Raw genomic sequence first — 19851 nt, forward strand, 5'->3', positions numbered from 1 at the left:
GTTACGCTCGATATAAAACAACAACGCCCTTTACTACAGTAGAGGGCGTTTTCTATATCAATAGTTGATAGGTCTATAAAATAAATTAGGGCTGAATCTTGATAATACTCGGCACATTGAATTTCTCCGTTAAGCGAATATCATCAGAAGAAGCGCCCACCATTAAGGTAAAATTCCCCGGTTCAACAACCCATTGCATGTCGCGGTTGAGCAGTTTTAAATCTTCTTCTGTTAAAAGGAAGTTCAATTCCCGGGTTTCTCCCGGTTTCAAACTAATACGCTCGAAACGTTTTAATTGTTGTACAGGTGTTACAACACTACTAACGTCATCACGTAAATATAATTGCACCACTTCATCTCCCGCCACTTTGCCACTATTCGTTACTACGAAACTGATATTTACAGCTACCGAGTTTTGTTTGCTTGTAACAATGGTTTTTAATTGTTGGTACCTAAACTGTGTATAGCTTAACCCAAACCCGAAACTGTACAATGGTTTGGCTTCCATTTCAACATAATCGTGTCGGCCGGCGTGTAAGTAATTGTAATATACCGGTAGCTGCCCAACCGATTTAGGGATAGAAACGGGTAAACGGCCTGCCGGGTTGTAATCGCCAAATAGTACATCCGCAATGGCGGCACCTCCTGCCTCACCTGGATACCAAGCATTCACAATTGCAGCAACATGGTCGGCTGCGTAGTTAATGTTTAAGGGGCGACCTTCAATTAATACCAACACCACAGGCTTGCCGGTAGCTACTATCTTTTCCATTAACTTATTCTGCAAACCCATCAAATCTAAACTCACACGGTCGAATCCTTCACCACTTTCCATATCACTCACCGCGCCTTTTTGTACTTCCGCAGCGCCGGTACTTTGATATTTCGTTTCAAAATCGCGTGCACTCGATCCACCTAGTACTAATACAACAGCATCTGCTTGTTGCGCCGCTTTTACAGCCGCATCAATATTTTGATTGGCTGTATCGCGAATTGCACAGCCTTTAACGTATGCTATTTTCGCAGTTGCGCCTAGTTTCGACTGTATACCTTTAAGAACTGTAATAACTTTCCCGTCGGCTTGTGGTGCAGTGTAATCGCCTAATTGGTTGTATACGTTATCCGCATTAGGACCAATCACAGCAATGCGCTGCAAGTGCTTGCTAAGCGGCAATACATTATTTTGATTCTTCAATAACACAATCGAGGAGGCAGCTACTTTTTTCGCCAATGCTTGGTTCGCATTGCTATGCACTACGTTGCCCGCAGTAGCCGGTGTTACATACGGTTGTTCAAACAAGCCCATGTTAAACTTCATACGTAACACGTTGCCCACAGCTGTATCCAAAGTAGCCATGCTAACAAGGTTTTGTTTGATTGCTTTTAATAAGTTGTCTGCAAACCCTGTTCCGCTCAAATCTACATTCAATCCTGCATTCAATGCCTGCGCAGCACCATCTACATGGTTCTCCGCTACATGGTGTGTGCTCGTTAAACCTTGTATACCACCTAAATCGGATACCGTGAAACCTTTGAATTGCCATTGCTGCAACAACACGTCTTTCAATAAGTATGCATTCGCACTACATGGTATACCATCAATAGAGTTGTAAGACGCCATTACGGATAATGCGCCTGCTTTAACTGCTTCGCGGAATGGAGGTAAATATGCTTGTTGTAATGATCTTGCTCCTACTACCGAAATGCCGCCGTTATGGCCACCTTCCGGTGATCCATATGCTGCAAAATGTTTCAATGTAGAGATCACATGCTTACCATCTTTTAAATCAGTTCCTTGGAATCCTTTTACCATGGCTTTACCCATTTGCCCAATCAAGTAAGGATCTTCCCCGTAGGTTTCTTCCATTCTCGACCAGCGTGGTTCGCGGGCTAAATCAAGCACCGGTCCATAACCAATCTGTGCACCTTGGGAACGAGCTTCGGCCGCAATAGCGGTCGCCATTTCTTGGATCAACCTTACATCCCAAGTACTCGCTTGGCCAATAGAAGTGGGGAATACCGTAGTGCCAATCGCCATATGCCCATGTGGACATTCCTCGGCCAACAACAATGGAATACCGAGCCTCGTATTCTCCACCGCGTAACGCTGCAAAGCATTCGTGGCTTCTGCTGATTGTACAGGGTGTGTACCGGTTTCTAATGTTTTCTTTGTCCACGGGTCGGCACGCAGGGTAGCCCATAGGTTACCAATCTTTTGTTCAGCAATGGCTTTCTTGAAAGCATCGCTAACGCCTACTTGGTCGCCCTTTTTTGTATACATATCCCAGCCAAGCATGGTCGATAACTGGCCCACTTTCTCCTCGACTGTCATGCGTTGTAAGAGATCTTGGATTCTTTTTTCCGTGTCGATGCTCGCATTTTTATACAAAGCATTTTTCGGAACAGCCGGCTGCGCGGGTTGTTTCTTCTGCGCCGACACTTGCAAGTGCATAGATATAAGGGCAAGGCCGAGCATACCGTGTTTGGCTATCTTCATTGACATCATTTAATAAAATAAAAAATTACGACGCTCCAATGGCGTTTGTTCACTGTTGAAATATAGGATCAACTAAAATAGGGAATTATACATTGACTGGTTCTTATTTTCTACAGGATATCAATTTTCCATAGAAAAAAGTTTAAAAACTATTGGAATCTAGGCGTGGCGACAACAATTCTACAACTTGCCCTGTTGTTCATCTTATTCATTTACAACATATTGCTGGCGATACGCTGTGGGGCTTTGACCTTTGTGCTTTTTGAAAATCCTATTTAAGTGACTTAAATCTGTAAACCCAAACTCGAATGCTATTTCGCCCAACCGTTTGTTCGTATAGCGTAAACGTGTTTCAATGAGTTTGATTTTGTATTGCGTGATATATTGTTGTAAGCTTTCACCGCTGTGTTTTTTAAAATATTCGCTTACATAATTCACCGATACATGGAAATGTTCCGCCAATGTTTCTGCCCGTAATTTCCCTGGTTCGTAAATGTGTTCGTGAATATAGTTCAACAATGGTAATGCCTGTTCCATGGTAGTAGCAGGTGTAGCCAATGTATCCATCAGCGTGATATTGCGTGCCGCGATGGTGATGATGGTATTGATAAGTTGACTAATTAATGCCTGCTGATGAGGGTTTTGATGTTGTTGTTCTTGTACAATTGCGAGTATGATAGCCCGCAATAAGGGTTTGTCCATCGTATTTTTAACTACGCAACCCGGCATGTGGTTATGGTTGTGGAAGATGTATTCCACCTTTTGTATCCATTCTGCAGCTTGGGTTTTGAGGTAACTATCGTTGAAGCGGATAAATAAGAATGTAGTAGGTTTCGTTACTTCGAAAGAATGACTATCCTTTGGGAATATCATGAATAATTTGTCCTCTTTATAGGGCAAACTATGCCCGTTTACAAGCTGCACACCTTCTCCTTCCAACACGAAGATCATTTCGAAGAACGTGTTTTTGTGTGACTTTGCTACATACTCATCTACTTTCAAAAGTTCCAATTCGAAAGGTTGATAGATGTTTCTTATTTCCATCCTGTAAAAATACAAATGAAACCTTTCGGAATACAAATTTTAAAAGCAGTTAACTGTCAATTTTGTATAAACATTTTATTATATGAATGCCACTACTTTTTTATTATTAAGATTAGCCATCGGCGCCAGCATGTTGGGCCATGGAGTTGTTCGTTTACCCAAGCTCGCTGCCTTTTCCAATTGGATGGTTACCAGCTTCCAGCAATCGATGTTGCCTAAAGCATTGGTATTGCCATTTAGCTATGTACTGCCCATTGCCGAGTTTTTAGTGGGGTTATTAGTAGTATTGGGCTTGTTTACCAAATCGGCTTTGGTAGCGGGTGGGGTGGTAATGATTTTGCTTATTGCAGGTACCACTTTAATTGAAAACTGGGAGGCTTTGGGATCGCAATTGATCCACGTGGCGTTTTTCGCTATACTCGTGCAATATGTGCAAACAGCCAACCTGTATTCACTCGACCAACTATTTAAAAAATAAGTCAACAATGAGCTCTCGCAGAGGTTTTATTAAGCAGGGAAGCATTTTGGGATTGGCGGGTTTGGTACCCCCTGTTGTAAATGCGTTCGCCAGTACAAACAAGAAGGATATGCAACAAGAAAAATCCAAATGGGCCGATGGTTCTAGGCTGGTCGTTTCCATCTCCATGCAATTTGAAGCCGGTGGCCAGCCCGATAATGCGGAAAGCCCTTTCCCGCAAAACATGCAGCCCGGCTATATCGATTTGCCCGGCGCTACTTGGTTCGAATATGGCTACAAAGAAGGCATTCCTAGGATGCTGGATAATTGGGATAAGTTCGGTGTAAAAGTAACCTCCCACATGGTAGGCTCGGCCGTACTTAAAAATCCCGCTTTGGCGAAGGAAATTGTACAACGTGGCCATGAAGCTGCTGCACATGGCATGAACTGGTCGACCCAGTACACCATGAGTTATGCCGAAGAAAAGCAGTTCATCAAAGAAGGCGCCGACGCTATAGAGAAAATTACAGGCACAAAACCCGTTGGGTACAACGCCAACTGGTTACGCAGGGGCGTTAATACACTGAAAATCTTGCAAGAATTGGGATTTATTTATCACATCGATGATCTCAGCCGCGACGAGCCTTTTATTATCCAAGTAAATAATGCCGATTTTGCCGTGGTACCGTATACCTTGCGCAACAACGATATCCTGTTGATTGAAGGGAAGAACTTTTCTGCCGATCAATTCGTACACCAAGTGAAAATGGAGTTCGATCAATTGTATGTAGAATCAGCTACAAAACGCCGGCAAATGTCGATCAGCTTGCATGATAGAATTGGAGGTACGCCGCAAATGGTGAAGGCTATGAGCGAATTGTTAACCTACATACAACAACATAAAGGTGTTGCATTCAAACGAAAAGATGAGATCGCCAGGATGGCGTTGGCCGATAAAACGAGTATCCGGGAATAAAAACGTAAAGGAAACGCTTGTGTAGATTTAACAAGCGTTTTTCTTTTTTATGGCCTGGAAAGCTTATTTTAGGTTGAAACAATCATTTTTTTCATGGCCCTCCCCAATATTTTTACTAAACCTGTTACCGACAGCGTTATTGAAAGAATCCATCAACTAACCCCGGCATCACAGCCGCAATGGGGTAAAATGAACGTAGCACAAATGATGGCGCATTGTTGCGTTCCGTACGAAATGGTTTTTACTAATAAGCACCACAAACCAAATTTCTTATTGCGTTTCGTATTAAAAAGCTTTGTAAAAAAACACGTTATTAATGAAGTGCCTTACCCACACAACAGCAAAACTGCACCCGCATTTTTAGTAAGCGCCGATAAAGATTTTAGCGCAGAAAGACAACGCCTAGTGAATTATGTTTTGCAAACCCAACAACTCGGTGAAACACATTTCGATGGTAAAGAATCTTTATCATTCGGTCCCATGTCAACAATAGAATGGAATAACATGTTCTATAAGCACCTCGATCATCATTTACGCCAGTTTGGGGTATGATGATCAACAAAATATTGAAAATGCTTATGCCCAAAAGGTGTAAGCATTTTTTTATTGCCAAATGACAAGAAATTGATCCATTTACTATCCATAACTTTATATAATGGAAGCATTGTTCAAATACATCCAGCAATTTGGTCGTTTAACGAAAGAAGATGAACAGGTACTACAAAGCGTTACAACGGAAACAACGATCGCTAAAGGCGATTATTTCGTTGAGGCTGGCCGTATATGTGCCAGGTTGGGTTTCGTGGAAGACGGCATTTTCCGCTCGTGCTATTACAATAAAATGGGGGAAGACTTTACACGGTATTTTGTATACGAAGGACGATTTATTGGCGATATGAATGGTTTTATTGATAGAATTCCTGCTACAGAATATATTGAAGCCGTAACAGATGCCCGTATATTAACCATCTCCCGCGACGATTTTGCCTTGTTAGAAGAGAAGATAGAAAACTGGAGTACTTTATTTGCACGACTGAATGCTTCTGTATTAGAAAACAAAATGAAAGCCGCTAGTAATATGTTGGTGCAAGATGGACAAACAAGGTATTTGCATTTCTTAGACCATTACCCCGGCCTCGCTAACCGCATCCCGCAAAGCATGCTCGCCTCGTACCTAGGCGTTACTCCTTCCTCGCTAAGTAGAATCCGTAGAAATATTGGCTAAGCATACGCTTTTTGTCATTTGACAATTGTACTACTTGTTAGCGGTGCTAATTTTGAGCACGTTATCAAACGAAAAAACATGAAAGCAGATATTGTACTCGGCCTACAATGGGGCGACGAAGGCAAAGGTAAAATAGTAGACATCTTATCGCCACAATACAAAGCCGTAGCAAGGTTCCATGGCGGCGCCAATGCCGGTCATACCTTGATATTTGATGGTCAGAAAGTAGTATTAAACACCATCCCATCGGGTATTTTTAGAAAGGATGTACAGAATGTAATTGGTACGGGTGTTGTATTCGATGCCATGGCATTCCAAAAAGAAGTGAATACATTAGAGGGATTGGGATACGAACTTCGTACATGGAAGAATTTATCTATTTCATATAAAGCACACTTACTTCTCCCTACCCATAAATTACTCGACCAGTTTGCAGAAGAAAGCCTCGGTGAGAACAAAATAGGTTCTACCCAAAAAGGCATTGCCCCCGCCTATGCCGATAAAATCTTGCGTAAAGGGTTACGCGTAGGAGAAATCTTATCAACCTCTTTCGAAAAAGAATGTAGGCTGTTGATGGAAGCACATGCTAGTTACATGCAACAAGCCTACAACCAAACTATCGACATTCAACCACTTTTCGAAGCATATATCAATAGTATCGAACTAGTACGCCAATTCCCCATTGTTGATACAGAAAAACAACTTAACGAACTACTAGCCGCCGGTGAACCTATTCTAGCAGAAGGTGCACAAGCTACTTTGCTAGATATTGACCATGGTACGTATCCATACGTTACCTCATCCAACACCACAGCCGGGGGCGTATGCACGGGATTAGGCATTGCACCACGTAAAATCGGCGAAGTGTACGGTGTATTCAAAGCATATTGTACCCGTGTAGGGAATGGCCCCTTTGCTACAGAATTGCACAATGAACTAGGTGAAGCGCTCCGTGCAAAAGGACAAGAGTTTGGTGCCGTTACCAAACGCGCTAGGAGAGTAGGTTGGTTAGATATACCGGCTTTGAAGTATGCCGTAATGCTAAACGGGGTTACACAGTTAATTATGACAAAAGCCGACGTGCTATCCCAACTCGATACCATCCAAATCTGCACACATTACACCAACAACCAACACTTCATCAACAAAGAAACCCCTACACCCGCTTATATTACCATGGAAGGCTGGCAGGAAGATATTACCGCTATCCGCGATGCAGCAGCTATGCCACCAGCCTTGGTAAAATATATTCAATTCCTAGAAAACGAGCTCCAGGTGCCTATTACCTACGTATCTGTAGGCCCGGATAGAGCACAAATGATTCAACGATAGTAGGATTAATAAGACACAAAAAAACACAATCCTCAACATACCCATGGCGTTTCGGCGCTGTGGGTATTGTTTTTACCCTCTTCCGTCATTTTAGCTACAAGCAAACTCAATTAGGCTACTTCTAGTTTGCGGCGTCGATGCAATTTTACAGTACCAAATAAAACAGTAAAAAATGCAAAAGACAATATTCATTACAGGTGCCTCTACAGGACTAGGAAAAGCTACCGCGCAATTGTTTCAAAGTAAAGGCTGGAAAGTAATTGCTACCATGCGCAGCCCGGAAAAAGACACGGAGTTATCCGCGCTCGACAATGTAACCTTGCTGCCTTTGGATGTAACGAATCTCGATCAAATTCAATCTACCGTAAAAGCAGCTATTGCATTGGGTGTAGATGTTGTATTCAATAATGCCGGGTATGGTTTAATTGGCCCATTAGAAGCCTTAACAGACGATCAAATCACCAAGCAGCTTGATACCAATTTACTGGGCGTTTTACGCGTTACGCAGGCTTTCTTGCCTTATTTTAGGCAAAAGAAAAGTGGCTTGTTTATTACCACAACATCTATCGGTGGCCATGTGGCCTTCCCTTTAGGTTCTACCTACCATGCCACGAAATGGGCCTTGGAAGGATGGAGTGAAAGTATGTGGTACGAGTTGAACGGGCTTGGTATTGGCATTAAAACAGTGGCTCCCGGTGGTATCGCTACTGATTTTATCGGTCGTTCTTTAGACTTAGCCAGCAGCCCTGCCTATGAAGAAATGATTCAAGATATGATGTCGAAATTCGGGTCAATGATGGACCATGCCTCTACTCCTGCACAAATTGCCGAAGTGGTGTATGAAGCCGCTACGGATGGTAAGCAAAAGTTACGTTACATCGCAGGTGAGGATGCGAAAGCAACGTATGCCAAACGTGTAGCGCAAGGCGATGAAGCTTTTATTGCCGATATACAGGCACAATTCATGGGTAAATAATCTTGTATTACTACACAGGCTAGCCGCATGCCTGTGTAGTTTTCATTTCGTAATTTTATAGTATGGATAAGAAAACGCCATTAAGGATATCATCGATTTCGGAATTGCACACCATTTTGCAATTGCCACCGCCTGTGCATCCTCTCATTAGCTTGGCGGATAACACGAAGATTGCGACAGATATTGCCGAATTGGATCGACCGTTTTTCCTCAACTTTTATAAGATTTCCTACAAGTATTCTTCTACCGGGAGAATGGGGTACGGGCAAGGATATTATGATTTTAACGAAGGTGGGATGATGTTTACTTCTCCCAACCAACTGATCGCTACAGATAATGGTGCTGAGTATTACGGTACAACACTCTTGTTTCATCCCGATTTTATTCGTCATTATCCCTTAGATCGTACCATTAAGAAATATGGTTTCTTCTCCTACGAAACCAATGAAGCCCTGCACCTTAGTGAGAAGGAAAAGAAAGTAATTCTTGGTTTGTTCGATAACATTGCCGATGAATTGAATACTTCGATCGATGAAATCAGTCAAGATGTACTGGTATCTTACTTGGAGGTTTTGTTGAACTACAGTAACCGTTTTTATAAGCGTCAATTCATTACCCGTAAAGTGGTGAATCATGATATATTAGCGCGGGTAGAACATTTGCTGAATGATTACTTTAATGACCATACTTCTTTGCGCAACGGGATTCCTACGGTGGAATACTTGGCCAAGGAGGTGAATCTTTCGCCCCGGTATTTGAGTGATATGTTGCGGGCTGTAACAGGACAAAATACCCAACACCTCATACATGAAAAACTTGTGGAGCTAGCCAAGGAAAAGCTGGCTTCTACAAATTTAAGCGTAGGCGAGATTGCTTACGAGTTGGGATTTGAACACCCACAGTCATTCAGCAAATTCTTCAAAACGAAAACCCAGGTATCGCCGCTGGCATTCCGGCAAACATTCCAATAAGCAGAAAGTCGCATCTGCCCCCTTAAATCGTCGTTTCCTCCACCAAGCAATACCATGCAGCTAGCGTATATTTGGTATACAAATTCCTTGTGTTATGCGAAAATTACAGATGAAAATGTCCATGTCGCTCGATGGCTTTGTGTCGGGCCTTAATGGTGAGATGGACTGGATTTTCAAAACCGGCGATGCCGAGTCGAAGGCTTGGGCACTTAGCCAATTCAGCGAAGCGGGAATGATTATCATGGGCCGTAAATCGTTCGATGGCATGGTACCTTATTGGTTAACCTCTACCGATGCGTTTGCAGAACATATGAATAGTATTCCCAAAGCTGTGTTCACCCAAAAAGGATATAAAGGTTACGATCCAGGACCTAATCCATCACCTGCTGCTGCATCTTGGGCCGATGCTCGTATCCTCAGCGGCGATTTAGCCGAGGAAATAGCCAAATTAAAAGCAGAAGAAGGGAAACCGGTATCAGCTATCGGCGGAGCCGAATTCATGCGAAATTTGATCGCTACGGGGCTGGTCGATGAATTCTACTTAGCCATCCATCCAATTATTTTAGGAGCAGGTATACCCATCTTCAATGGGAGTACTATTCCAAAGTATTTAAAGCTGCTAGAAGCGAAAGTATTTCCGAATGGTACAGTGGCGCACATTTATAGCTCCGTTATACAATAGTCATTAACTGCGATAAGTTTTGGATGGTATAGTTCGGTGATACACCGGCTATACCTTGCCTGTTGCTTGGGTTATACCAACAGGTGGCGATGTTGTAATTAGAAGCCCCGGCCATATCGGCTTCTAAGCTATCGCCTACAAACAATACTTCTTTACTACCTAATTTGCTACGCTTCAGCATTTCTTGGAAAAAGCGCTGGTCGGGTTTCTCGAACCCAATATCGTTTGATACGTACAAGTCGGCAAAGTAACCAGATAACGATGCCAACTTTAACCGGCTTTGCTGCATCGATAAAAAGCCATTTGACGCTACATACAGTTGATACTTTGGTGCCAGGTACTGCATTACCTCCATTACAGCCGGTTCCAAAGCATATTCATTCGCTAAATTCCCTAGGTAAATATAGTTCATTTCACTAGCAGAATACGGCAGTGATAATTGTGTAAAAAGTTGCTGGAACCTAGTATCTACCACCTGTTGTACTGTTAGGCGGTTCTTCTTCTGTTCCGTCCACAAAGCGGCATCTATCTCTGTAAATAAATTGAAAATACGATCCTCGTAGGTTAAGTTCATGGTGCTGCAAGCCTTGATAAACGCAGCATGGCTGGAGGTTTGAAAGTTCAATAACGTATCGTCTACATCAAAAAAAATAGCTTTATACATATCTCCTCGTTTCTAATGGGTAAGCTTACACGTGACCAAAAATGAATCCTGTAGCGGGTTATACGGGATTGGGTAACCGTATATAAATGAAAAACCCACTAAGCGTTTACTTTAGTGGGTGATAATTTTTTCAGCGGAGGAAGAGGGATTCTACACCCCGCAATCTTCATACCCGCCTGTTTTAATTATCGCCAGATAATCAATGATTTATCAATTGTTAAAAAATAATATTTCATACTTAAAAGTTAGTTTACTTCGACTTTTACTTCGACTTTTTCAAGGTAAGAAATTCTCCTAAAGCCTTATTCACCGTGGTTACGAAATCGTTGCCTAGAATAAAATCAGGCATTTTCTTTCTTACAAATGAAAAATCAAAGAATAGTAGTGAATCAATGCTTAGCTCAAATTTATGTGATACACTAACAAGTATATCTTTTGGCGGCATCGCACCACGTTCATAGTTTGCAATTACATCCCTAGTAACACCTAATAATTCGCCAAACTTTCCCTGCGTCAATCGATTCGCTTCACGAATAATCTTGAGATTATGCCCCAAATGAAGATTTTTTGTATCAAAATTTGGTAATAGCTTAAACTTCTCAACTATCGAATAATTATTGGCTTGTTTCAGTTTTTGCTGCCAATTTTTTTTTACTGTCCCCGAAGAATTCAACAGTACTTTTTCGAGGTTAAGTAAATAGAAACTATCTACACTTAAATCAAAGTGAATACATACTTCTATGACCTTCGGTAAGGGCAATTGGTAATCCCCGCGTTCATAATAGCCGACCGAAGAAATAGTTACATTTATTAAATCTGCGAAGTCTTCCCGTGAGAGTTCGGCAACGGCGCGCAATACTTGTAAATTACAAGATTCAAAGGTTTCAATAATTGCAGGCATATTTTTTTAAAATTTTTTATATCACGGGAGCCTTAGCCCATTTTGTAATTGCAAAGAAATGCAATTTTTTGCAAATATTTCACACATTTTTGTGTTTTATTATTGCAAATAAAGTATTTATGTTTGCAGTACATGAAAGTATAGCACACAAATATGTGTTTTTAATTTTCAGTTTATTTAACCTAACTATTTACTTTACATTGTTTTATGACAGATAAAATCTTTCCCAACGGACTTGCATCTGATCAAATCATCCGGGCAAAGTCTATTTTAAAAAAAGTTAATCTAAAAAAGATCTGTGCGGATAACGGGGTAAGCTACTCAATTGTTATCAATGTTTTGCGAGGTACCTCCCCTCGACTTGAATGTCTACGTATAGTTTTAGATGCTGCCAACGTCGAGTTGCAAAAGCGTGATACTTTAATACAAAGTTTCTAAGATGGTAAACCTTGGTGAATTACCCAATAGCGAGCTTTCTCAACAGGTTCACCAATTAAGGCAAAAGCTATCATCGATATTAAACAGGGAATCAATTGCCCTTTTAGTTGAAATCGAGTTTAGAATAGCCGGGGAGAACTCGTTGTCGAAGAGTACTAAACCTAAAAGCAAATCCAAAAAGGCATTAAAAGCGGCAATAGAGCATCAAAAACTCGTTGAGTTCTATTTAACCGCGTAAATTCTTATTCACTGACAAACAATGAAACATTAAGGGTATTAGGGAGGTTTCTACTTCCTTAAAATTTTCAAACACAATCTTATGAATAAAATTTATAATATAATAGTTAGGAACGGGTATTATTTCGACACTATAATAGGGGTTTGCCAGTTCACTGAAATTAATTGTCGTTTAGTAAATTTCTCGATAAATGATTATCCATACGGTACCGTGCTAAAAATACATGCGGTAGAAGCCGAAAGCTATTATACGATTGCGATGTTTACTACATCACCAGCGTGTCTGGCTTTTTATGCAATAGCTAAAAAGTTAAACCCAATAAGGGATTTAACAATTTCAGTAGGCATATTTGGACAAAAGGAATACCTAATATTTAAACAAGATGGTAAAACACTTACAAATTCAGAGATTGGCAATTGCTTGGATGTAAAGGCGCTCAATAATTTCATTTTTACGACGCTTCTTTCTTTGATATTGAAGCAAAGTAATCCTTATCCTGCACATCCACTTTACAGACCTATTAAGTTAGGACGATCTTTGTGTCACTCATAACAGACAACACATACCTACTATATGAAGACAATAATCATCACAGTACTAGTAATTGGCGGTACAACATTGCTTACCTTTTTGTGGATAAAGGCGCGTAAACGCAAGCGCCATTTGAACAAGTGGAAAGACTTTTTTGATAACAATTAAACCTAGCTATTATGCAAATGACAAAACCAGTAATTATTCGTGACTACATCGAAGATGGCGTATTATATTATGTTACCGAGGATGGGAAAATTTATGTTGCAGCTACTTTTGATCATTATTGGAATAGCAAACCAAAGTTGAAGGTCAAACGGCGTGGCTATAAAAGTCGAAATTCTACAAAAATGACTATAGCATAGAAATAACCGAGCAACCTTATTTACCAAACTAGTACCAACAGCATACCACAATTATAATAGATGGTATGCTGTTGGCTAATTTCTTCAACATGGCAAAAGACCCAATCTTGCCGCTCTATTACAACGATTTTCGCGGCGCAACCCTCGACTGGACAGACGAAGAGGTCGGGGCGTACATTCGTTTGCTTATCTACCAATGGGATGCAGGATTTATTCCTAATGATAAAAAACGTTTAGAGCGTATTTGCAGCAGTTTTACACAAACGTGGCCATTACTTTCAACTAAATTTAGTGACAACGATGGTAAATTACAAAACCAAAGATTGGAGATAATTCGTGATACTCGCGAAAAACATAAACAAAAGCAATCAGACAATGTAAAAAAAAGATGGAGTAAAAAAGAACCAAATGTTATACCAGAAACTTACCAAATGTTTACCAAAGAAATACCTTTAGAAAATGAAAATGAAAATGAAAATGAAAATGAAAAAGTATTTGAAATTGAAAGCAAACGCGGAGATAAGCTAACTGCAAAGAGCGAAATCGTTGGTTCAACCTATTTGGTTCCAAATATGTTGAACATTTTCACAAATTACAAGCCTAAATACCTTGTACAAAGGGATAAAGACTTCCCAGCGCTACTTAAAATTGCATCATCTATTGCATCGGCTTCCAATCTTTCGTTTCTTAATGATAACGACCGGCATTCAATTCTTGACACTTGGGAACAGCTTGTAAGTTTTATTATTACAGATTCATTCTACAAGGATTTCTCCATTACCCAGATTGAAAAATATTTACAAGCCATTGCTAATAAACTAGGGAACTCCTCATCTCAAAACATGGGTAAAATACCTATTAAAGCCGCGGGTGTAATGGGGAATAATGTCCAAGAAGCGAATAAGGCTAAACTTTTACTCAAAAAGCTACACGAAAATGGATAATAGGGGGGTAATAAAATTTAGCGATAGAATATTAAGCAAACTAGGTATACAGGAACAAAACATAGTAAAAGCCTTAGGTAGCGAAAAACTTGGGGACTTAGATTTGTCGAATAATACAGTATTGGAGAACACACATAGCAAACTTATTGACGCTATGACAATGGCCTACTCTATAGCTGGGCAAAAAGCAGATGCAAGTCAACTGGCCATTCAATGTGGTGAACTAATCGAAAGGATACTAGAAGAAGTACCAAGGTTAACAGTAGATGAAGTGAAAATTGCGCTACGTAATGGAGTTTACGATTCTTACGGTGATTATTTTGGGCTTAATTTAAAAACATTCATGTTTTTCATTCGAAGTTATATTCGAAGCGAAATGCGTAGTAAGGCAATTGCAGATTATAAGCATCATTTAAATTTAATTCTTCCGAAGGAAGAAATTTCATTGGATGAGAAAAATGAAGAAAGCAACGAGCAAATGATAAGTTTTTTAAGGGAGAAATATCGTGCCGGTACTTTAGATTTTGACTTTATCCCAACCTACATAGTTGACTATTTGATTCGTGCTAATAAAATTACAGCTCCACTGGATTTAGAAAAAGCAAAGACTTATTATTATACTAGTTATCGTGAGCCTTTTAGTATAATTAAAATTAATATTTCGGGCAAAGAACTTGAAGGAAAAATCGTTGCAATAGCAAAACAATATTTGTTGCTTGAATACATTAAGAAACTTGATCATTGAATCAGGCAACAAGTATAACATAATTTTGGCTTAATCGTCGCTATACATAAATTTGTTATATGCTTAACATGGAAGATATTGTACCTAATTTTGATAATGATACTCTTTCTCTTCTTTTGAAGAAGGGTTATAAGTATTTTGTTCGACAACAAGTTAATAGTTCCAGTATTAAAACGTTCCTTTTTACACCTTATACACAATGGGTATTTGCCCAACAGCATTATACATATATAGCTAGTGATCGTTACAAATATTTGTATAACGTAGATAATAGTTTTGAAATGGAAAATTTGTTAAAGGCAGCGAACAAACCAGATGGGTTCAAAATTTTATTGGGGATAATAAAAAAGGATGTAACTATATCAACCGAATTACAACAAAAATTAATTCAATCAATACAACCAAAAATAGTTTTGCCAAGCATTGTACCTCCTAAAATTATTTCATTTGCAATTAACCTACATTTTGGAGAAATCATTTACGAAGTTCAAACATCAGTTGGAAAAGTAAAGTTTAAATATAAAGATGGGCAATTTATTCATGTTGTTAAATAAACCATTAATTGCATGCTACATTTAAATATCGATAATGTCTTAGCAAAACTTAATAACTTCAAAGATTCGCTAAGTGATAAAAAATTGCGTTTAGCTTTAGCTTCTACCTTGAATAAATCGGCACTGCAATTACGAACAACTGCAAAAAAAATAATAAACTCGGAGTATAAAATCACGCAATCAAGTTTGGATAAATCAATAGTCCACCATAAGGCATTTAGCAACACATTAGAAGCCTCTATTCTAGCCAATTCCGAATCATTAACTCTTAAGGACTTCTCCCCTAAGTTTACTTCACACAAAGAACAGGTACGATTAAACAAAAATGGGAGTATTATTAGAAGAAAAAGGAAAGCTAAAAGAAAGGCTCGTCGAAATGTTTTAGGTGTTTCAGTTGAGATACATAAAGGAAAGAGAATCTTAATATCTTATGCATTTATGATTCCTTCCAATGCTCATGTATACGCTCGTGGTTGGTATAGTCCATCTGGTGGATTTGAACAAAGAACAAAGCGTGAACAGAAAACAGGCAGTGATCTAAAGATTACCAAGTTACTTTCAATTTCAATTTATTCAACTGTTGTAAATAAAAATACAATGGAAGTTATTAGTAAAAAATCTCACGATGTGGTACCTAATATTTTGTTGCATGAATTAAAATACCGTTTAGCTACTCTGGAAAAATGATAAAATTATGCTGCGTTGTAATAGGTTGTAATAGAGTAAAGTAATATTAAAAAATGAACCAATGAAGAAAAATCCTCTTTGGGTAAACATGTGGGAAAATATAAGGAACTCTTTTGCTAAATTAAACTAATCGTGTTATAAATAACATTTAGTTGTTATTATGTAATCGCAATTCTCAAACACATAATACTTTATATTTTTGGTTTCATTAAAACCAATGAGGGAGTATCCCTCATTGGTATATAAGACATGGATTAACAAAAAATGGATGAAAAATATTTTTAAAAAATTTGAAGAAGCCATAGGAAGAAGAATCCTCCCATGGTACATTTACCCTATAATTAACCGTTTTCACAGCTAATCCTCTCTAAACTCAGACGCTATATTTTACTAACCCTTTGTTTGATTTTAAAACCAATCTAATTTCAATTGATTAAAATAGCCAATAAGGAAGAATCCTTTTTGGGTTAGTTCATGAAATTTAGACAATGACTACTTTGATTTAGCTCATGGTACTAAATTTCCCATTTTTGTGCTGTAACATTGGAAAGAAGAATCTCTCTTTATGAATTTTTGCTATGAATTATACCTTTTAGTTCCGTTACTTCTTATTTTTTGTATATGGACATTTATATTTTGTAGAGAGATAATAGTATATCTTATGGTTAATCATGTTCACAAATGCAGTTTCATTTTTACGCATTACATCATACCCTCCCATTTTTCGATAATATAAACTATAGTCCCAGTTTAAGTACTTACAACAAAATTTTCTAAGTACGATTGGCTGCTGCTTATTATGGTTAACAGAAAGTGTACCTATATACTCATTTCCTCTCATTGTGACAGCGAGTTTATCGAATTCCTGTCCAATTTCTTCGTACGTTATCAATACCATGTTTAACAAAATTTATTATGGTCTTTGAAATTAGATTTTTACAGAGTAGAAATGTTTTTAACTTGAATACTAGTTTGCCAAATTGATCCGATAGTACCGAAATAATCACCAGTGATGAAATCAAAGGTGAAATCATCAAAAATATCAACATCAAAACCAATATTCAGGTCATGATATCTTTCCAAACGTTCATTAAAAATTTCAGATAATGGAGAAGCATGTAATAGTAGTTCATAAAAATCAGTATAATTGCCGGCAGCATGATGTACGAAGTCTTTAGGGGTTTCAGTTATTCCTTTGTAATGCCAAACGAGATGATCTATCCGCTCTCGGAACCTACTTATACAAACTTCTCTACAGAACTCTAAAAACATTCTAACTACTTCTTCTTCTTGTACAAATCCATATTTAAGTATTGTCGCTGACAACCTAAATAATGAATAGAAATTTAGCATGAGCTTATTATACCATTCATGTTTACTGGACAATACTCTTACATATGATATTGTTAGTTCAAAAAAATAGTTAATAATAAGTGTAAGCTGTTGGGGATTTAGTACTCTTTGAATTTGATAATAAACGCGATCAGTTATAATCACTTCTTTCCCTACTTCTTCTAGTCTTATACTAAAAAGAAAATCTTCATTTTGCATTTAGAAAAATTTATGCTTAAAAAAATTTTGTGCCTACTAGTTTTTAAGTGAAATACTTTTGTTCCTCATTAGTCTAGCATAAACTAGTAAACGATATGTAGTTTCAATATTGACTAGTGATAATGAAAGTGAGGTTGTAGGTAGATTACTTTCAATAAATAGATTGGAAATTTCGAGAGTGGCAATAAGGAGTTTTTCTACATTATTGAGCATAATTGATAAATTATGTTCTTGGATTTCCTCGAATTTAATAGAACGCCAAGCGACATTCTCGGGATCAACAATATTCCACTTGTTAAAGTCTGTCATACGATTAGTTTGACTGGGTTAAACATGATTTTAACAAGAAAACAAAAAAAGCGTGGAATCTCCTTGCCGCAGGGAACCCGTAGGAGGGGCTTGGTGACGGACAAGAAGCCCACGCTATGGCATGGGCATTCTGTTTGCCAAACGTCACCAAAATGCTAAATTGAATGTTTCCTACGTATTCCCTGCATTTAGACGAAGCAAGATGCCTATAAATATTTTTACGAATCGCAAAAATAATATATGATTCTCAAAACTGATTTTAGTTTTCTTAGTTATTTCTACAAATATAGAAAAATTTTTAAAGAACGGAGTAGTAAACTACTCCAATTTGAAACTTTCTTTTACTTCACTTTGTTAGATGTTAGAATCCAATAAGATATATAAACTCGAGTTTGGGAAAAAGCTAGAATTTTATATGGAAAAGCGGAAATTGAGTTATCAAACATTGGCGAATCAAGCTGGAGTGGAGAAGAAAACTATATATAATATATTAAAAGGAGTGCATGAACCCAAGCTAAGCACTATAATTAGACTATGTTTTGTCTTAGAAATTACCCCCAACGATTTAATTAGTATCCCTGATGAATTGAGTTATGAATAACAATAACCTAAGCCATTTACATTATGTTATTAAATTCAGTATGTTTTAATGGTTATAATAACTATTTATACCACTGTTAATGAAATTATTTGTAGTTTAATAAAAAACAGCTAATTTCGCTAGTACGTTTAAACGTACTTTCTCAGCATTAAGCATAATAGCGAGAAGTAATCGAGTAATTAATTATCCACTCACAGTGTTAGACGGAATGAAGTTCTATTAATATATTGCTTTAAGCAAAAAGATAGCCGCTACATGATATATAGCGGCTTTAGATAGTCAAAAAATCTTGGTAAACGCATTAAAGGAGGTGCAAGGCTCCTTTAATTGCAGCTTGAAATATGAAGTTAAACAACATATTGGCAGCTTGTTTACCAAGTAATAATAAAATCGATTGTTTTTTGTGGACACAGCCACAGTTACAATGATTTTTTTTTGCCTCTGTTTCAGTAACAGAAGCATGGTGGCCTTTTTTCCGAGGCTTTCGGCTATGGGTCTTTTTAACCATCTTTTGAGTTTTATGTACCCTTTAGAATTACTGGTAAGTAAGCGGGTACGTTACTCATTACCAGTTTTTTATTATCTGCATAAAATGAAAATTTTTACTATACCCCTTTTCACAGGAGCAGTATTTAAAAATATTTAACGTGTGTTTCAAAGATAATTGAAATACTACCCCGAAAAAATTTACATCCCCATTTATTTTGTTGAAGTAATGAAAATATTCGATTTTTTCGACAAAATCTACCTTCCATTTCATATAGTAAAAAGTACGCAATCTACTATGTATCAGCTTTTTATATTATAGAATTAAGTTGTTAACCATGTTAATAATTTTAATAAAAAATAATTATCTGCTCCTTAATCTTTTTAAAATTCTTAGAAAGCTCACCGCCTAACTTTTAAATATTCTTAATGATCTAATTTTGTTGCTAAAAAATTGCATCAAAAAAATACTTAATTGCTTTAATATCCAACTAGTTACAAGTATTTATCTTTGCTGAAATTAGTTTGATTTTAATTTTCAACTTTATACATAATATTGAATTTTTTGTATAAAATGTAAATCTATCGTATTGAACTCCGGTTCTAATTTATAGTCCCGCAGGTATATTCAAATTTCAGAACAGATGTTAAAGAGAATATTAATTAAGTCCCCCCCT

General features: G+C 38.0%; 21 protein-coding genes. 16 read left to right on the forward strand and 5 right to left on the reverse strand.

From position 1 onward, the window contains the following. Window positions 1-85 precede the first annotated feature (85 nt). Window positions 86-2497, reverse strand: coding sequence for a glycoside hydrolase family 3 N-terminal domain-containing protein (locus LX64_RS20380; protein WP_245952757.1), 2412 nt, complete (start codon window positions 2495-2497; stop codon window positions 86-88). Window positions 2498-2701: 204 nt separating this feature from the next. After that, on the reverse strand, window positions 2702-3541 hold the full coding sequence (locus LX64_RS20385; RefSeq protein WP_111599543.1) for an AraC family transcriptional regulator: 840 nt from the start codon (window positions 3539-3541) through the stop codon (window positions 2702-2704). 82 nt (window positions 3542-3623) lie between these two features. Here LX64_RS20385 and LX64_RS20390 point away from each other — a divergent pair, with 82 nt between their 5' ends. The 8 genes from LX64_RS20390 to LX64_RS20425 all read left to right on the forward strand — a co-directional run bounded on the left by LX64_RS20390 (window position 3624) and on the right by LX64_RS20425 (window position 10160). Next, on the forward strand, window positions 3624-4019 hold the full coding sequence (locus LX64_RS20390) for a DoxX family membrane protein (RefSeq protein ID WP_111599544.1): 396 nt from the start codon (window positions 3624-3626) through the stop codon (window positions 4017-4019). Between the two features lie 7 nt (window positions 4020-4026). Next, a complete protein-coding gene (locus LX64_RS20395; RefSeq protein ID WP_111599545.1) occupies window positions 4027-4974 on the forward strand; it encodes a polysaccharide deacetylase family protein in 948 nt (315 codons plus the stop codon). Window positions 4975-5067: 93 nt separating this feature from the next. After that, window positions 5068-5526, forward strand: coding sequence for a DUF1569 domain-containing protein (locus tag LX64_RS20400; protein WP_111599546.1), 459 nt, complete (start codon window positions 5068-5070; stop codon window positions 5524-5526). A 103-nt stretch (window positions 5527-5629) separates the two neighbouring features. Then, window positions 5630-6199, forward strand: coding sequence for a Crp/Fnr family transcriptional regulator (locus LX64_RS20405; protein WP_111599547.1), 570 nt, complete (start codon window positions 5630-5632; stop codon window positions 6197-6199). 78 nt (window positions 6200-6277) lie between these two features. Continuing rightward, window positions 6278-7531: an adenylosuccinate synthase gene (locus LX64_RS20410; protein ID WP_111599548.1), complete on the forward strand. Its 1254-nt coding sequence runs from the start codon at window positions 6278-6280 to the stop codon at window positions 7529-7531. A gap of 172 nt (window positions 7532-7703) precedes the next feature. Continuing rightward, window positions 7704-8507 carry an SDR family oxidoreductase gene (locus tag LX64_RS20415; RefSeq protein ID WP_111599549.1) on the forward strand — a complete coding sequence of 268 codons (804 nt, stop codon included), beginning with the start codon at window positions 7704-7706 and terminating at the stop codon, window positions 8505-8507. Between the two features lie 62 nt (window positions 8508-8569). After that, the gene (locus tag LX64_RS20420; RefSeq protein WP_111599550.1) at window positions 8570-9478 is read left to right on the forward strand and encodes a helix-turn-helix domain-containing protein; all 909 of its coding nucleotides are present in this window, start codon (window positions 8570-8572) and stop codon (window positions 9476-9478) included. Between the two features lie 94 nt (window positions 9479-9572). After that, on the forward strand, window positions 9573-10160 hold the full coding sequence (locus LX64_RS20425) for a dihydrofolate reductase family protein (RefSeq protein WP_111599551.1): 588 nt from the start codon (window positions 9573-9575) through the stop codon (window positions 10158-10160). Here LX64_RS20425 and LX64_RS20430 read toward each other — a convergent pair. Then, on the reverse strand, window positions 10150-10824 hold the full coding sequence (locus tag LX64_RS20430; protein WP_111599552.1) for a YjjG family noncanonical pyrimidine nucleotidase: 675 nt from the start codon (window positions 10822-10824) through the stop codon (window positions 10150-10152). The two genes, LX64_RS20425 and LX64_RS20430, sit on opposite strands and share 11 nt — an antisense overlap. 262 nt (window positions 10825-11086) lie before the next feature. Then, window positions 11087-11725, reverse strand: a complete 639-nt coding sequence (locus LX64_RS20435) for a helix-turn-helix transcriptional regulator (RefSeq protein ID WP_111599553.1) — start codon at window positions 11723-11725, stop codon at window positions 11087-11089. 439 nt (window positions 11726-12164) lie between these two features. Here LX64_RS20435 and LX64_RS20445 point away from each other — a divergent pair, with 439 nt between their 5' ends. From LX64_RS20445 to LX64_RS20475, 7 genes are all read left to right on the forward strand, one after another. Further along, window positions 12165-12401 (forward strand): hypothetical protein, encoded by a 237-nt coding sequence (locus tag LX64_RS20445; protein ID WP_111599555.1) that lies wholly within the window; start codon window positions 12165-12167, stop codon window positions 12399-12401. 81 nt (window positions 12402-12482) lie between these two features. After that, window positions 12483-12953, forward strand: a complete 471-nt coding sequence (locus LX64_RS20450; protein ID WP_111599556.1) for a hypothetical protein — start codon at window positions 12483-12485, stop codon at window positions 12951-12953. 158 nt (window positions 12954-13111) lie between these two features. Beyond that, the gene (locus LX64_RS20455) at window positions 13112-13297 is read left to right on the forward strand and encodes a hypothetical protein (RefSeq protein ID WP_111599557.1); all 186 of its coding nucleotides are present in this window, start codon (window positions 13112-13114) and stop codon (window positions 13295-13297) included. Between the two features lie 89 nt (window positions 13298-13386). After that, window positions 13387-14241, forward strand: coding sequence for a DUF1376 domain-containing protein (locus LX64_RS20460; RefSeq protein ID WP_158538694.1), 855 nt, complete (start codon window positions 13387-13389; stop codon window positions 14239-14241). Continuing rightward, window positions 14234-14986 (forward strand): hypothetical protein, encoded by a 753-nt coding sequence (locus LX64_RS20465; RefSeq protein ID WP_111599559.1) that lies wholly within the window; start codon window positions 14234-14236, stop codon window positions 14984-14986. Before LX64_RS20460 ends, LX64_RS20465 begins: the two co-directional genes overlap by 8 nt. A gap of 68 nt (window positions 14987-15054) precedes the next feature. Then, on the forward strand, window positions 15055-15540 hold the full coding sequence (locus LX64_RS20470; protein ID WP_148707405.1) for a hypothetical protein: 486 nt from the start codon (window positions 15055-15057) through the stop codon (window positions 15538-15540). Between the two features lie 12 nt (window positions 15541-15552). Next, window positions 15553-16227: a hypothetical protein gene (locus LX64_RS20475; RefSeq protein ID WP_111599561.1), complete on the forward strand. Its 675-nt coding sequence runs from the start codon at window positions 15553-15555 to the stop codon at window positions 16225-16227. Window positions 16228-17163: 936 nt separating this feature from the next. On the opposite strand, the gene LX64_RS20485 is transcribed toward LX64_RS20475, so the two are convergent. Further along, window positions 17164-17778, reverse strand: a complete 615-nt coding sequence (locus LX64_RS20485) for a hypothetical protein (protein WP_111599563.1) — start codon at window positions 17776-17778, stop codon at window positions 17164-17166. Window positions 17779-18445: 667 nt separating this feature from the next. Here LX64_RS20485 and LX64_RS26515 point away from each other — a divergent pair. Then, window positions 18446-18688, forward strand: coding sequence for a helix-turn-helix domain-containing protein (locus LX64_RS26515; protein ID WP_111599565.1), 243 nt, complete (start codon window positions 18446-18448; stop codon window positions 18686-18688). Window positions 18689-19851 lie beyond the last annotated feature (1163 nt).

It is taken from the genome of Chitinophaga skermanii, from assembly GCF_003259335.1.
GTDB lineage: Bacteria > Bacteroidota > Bacteroidia > Chitinophagales > Chitinophagaceae > Chitinophaga > Chitinophaga skermanii.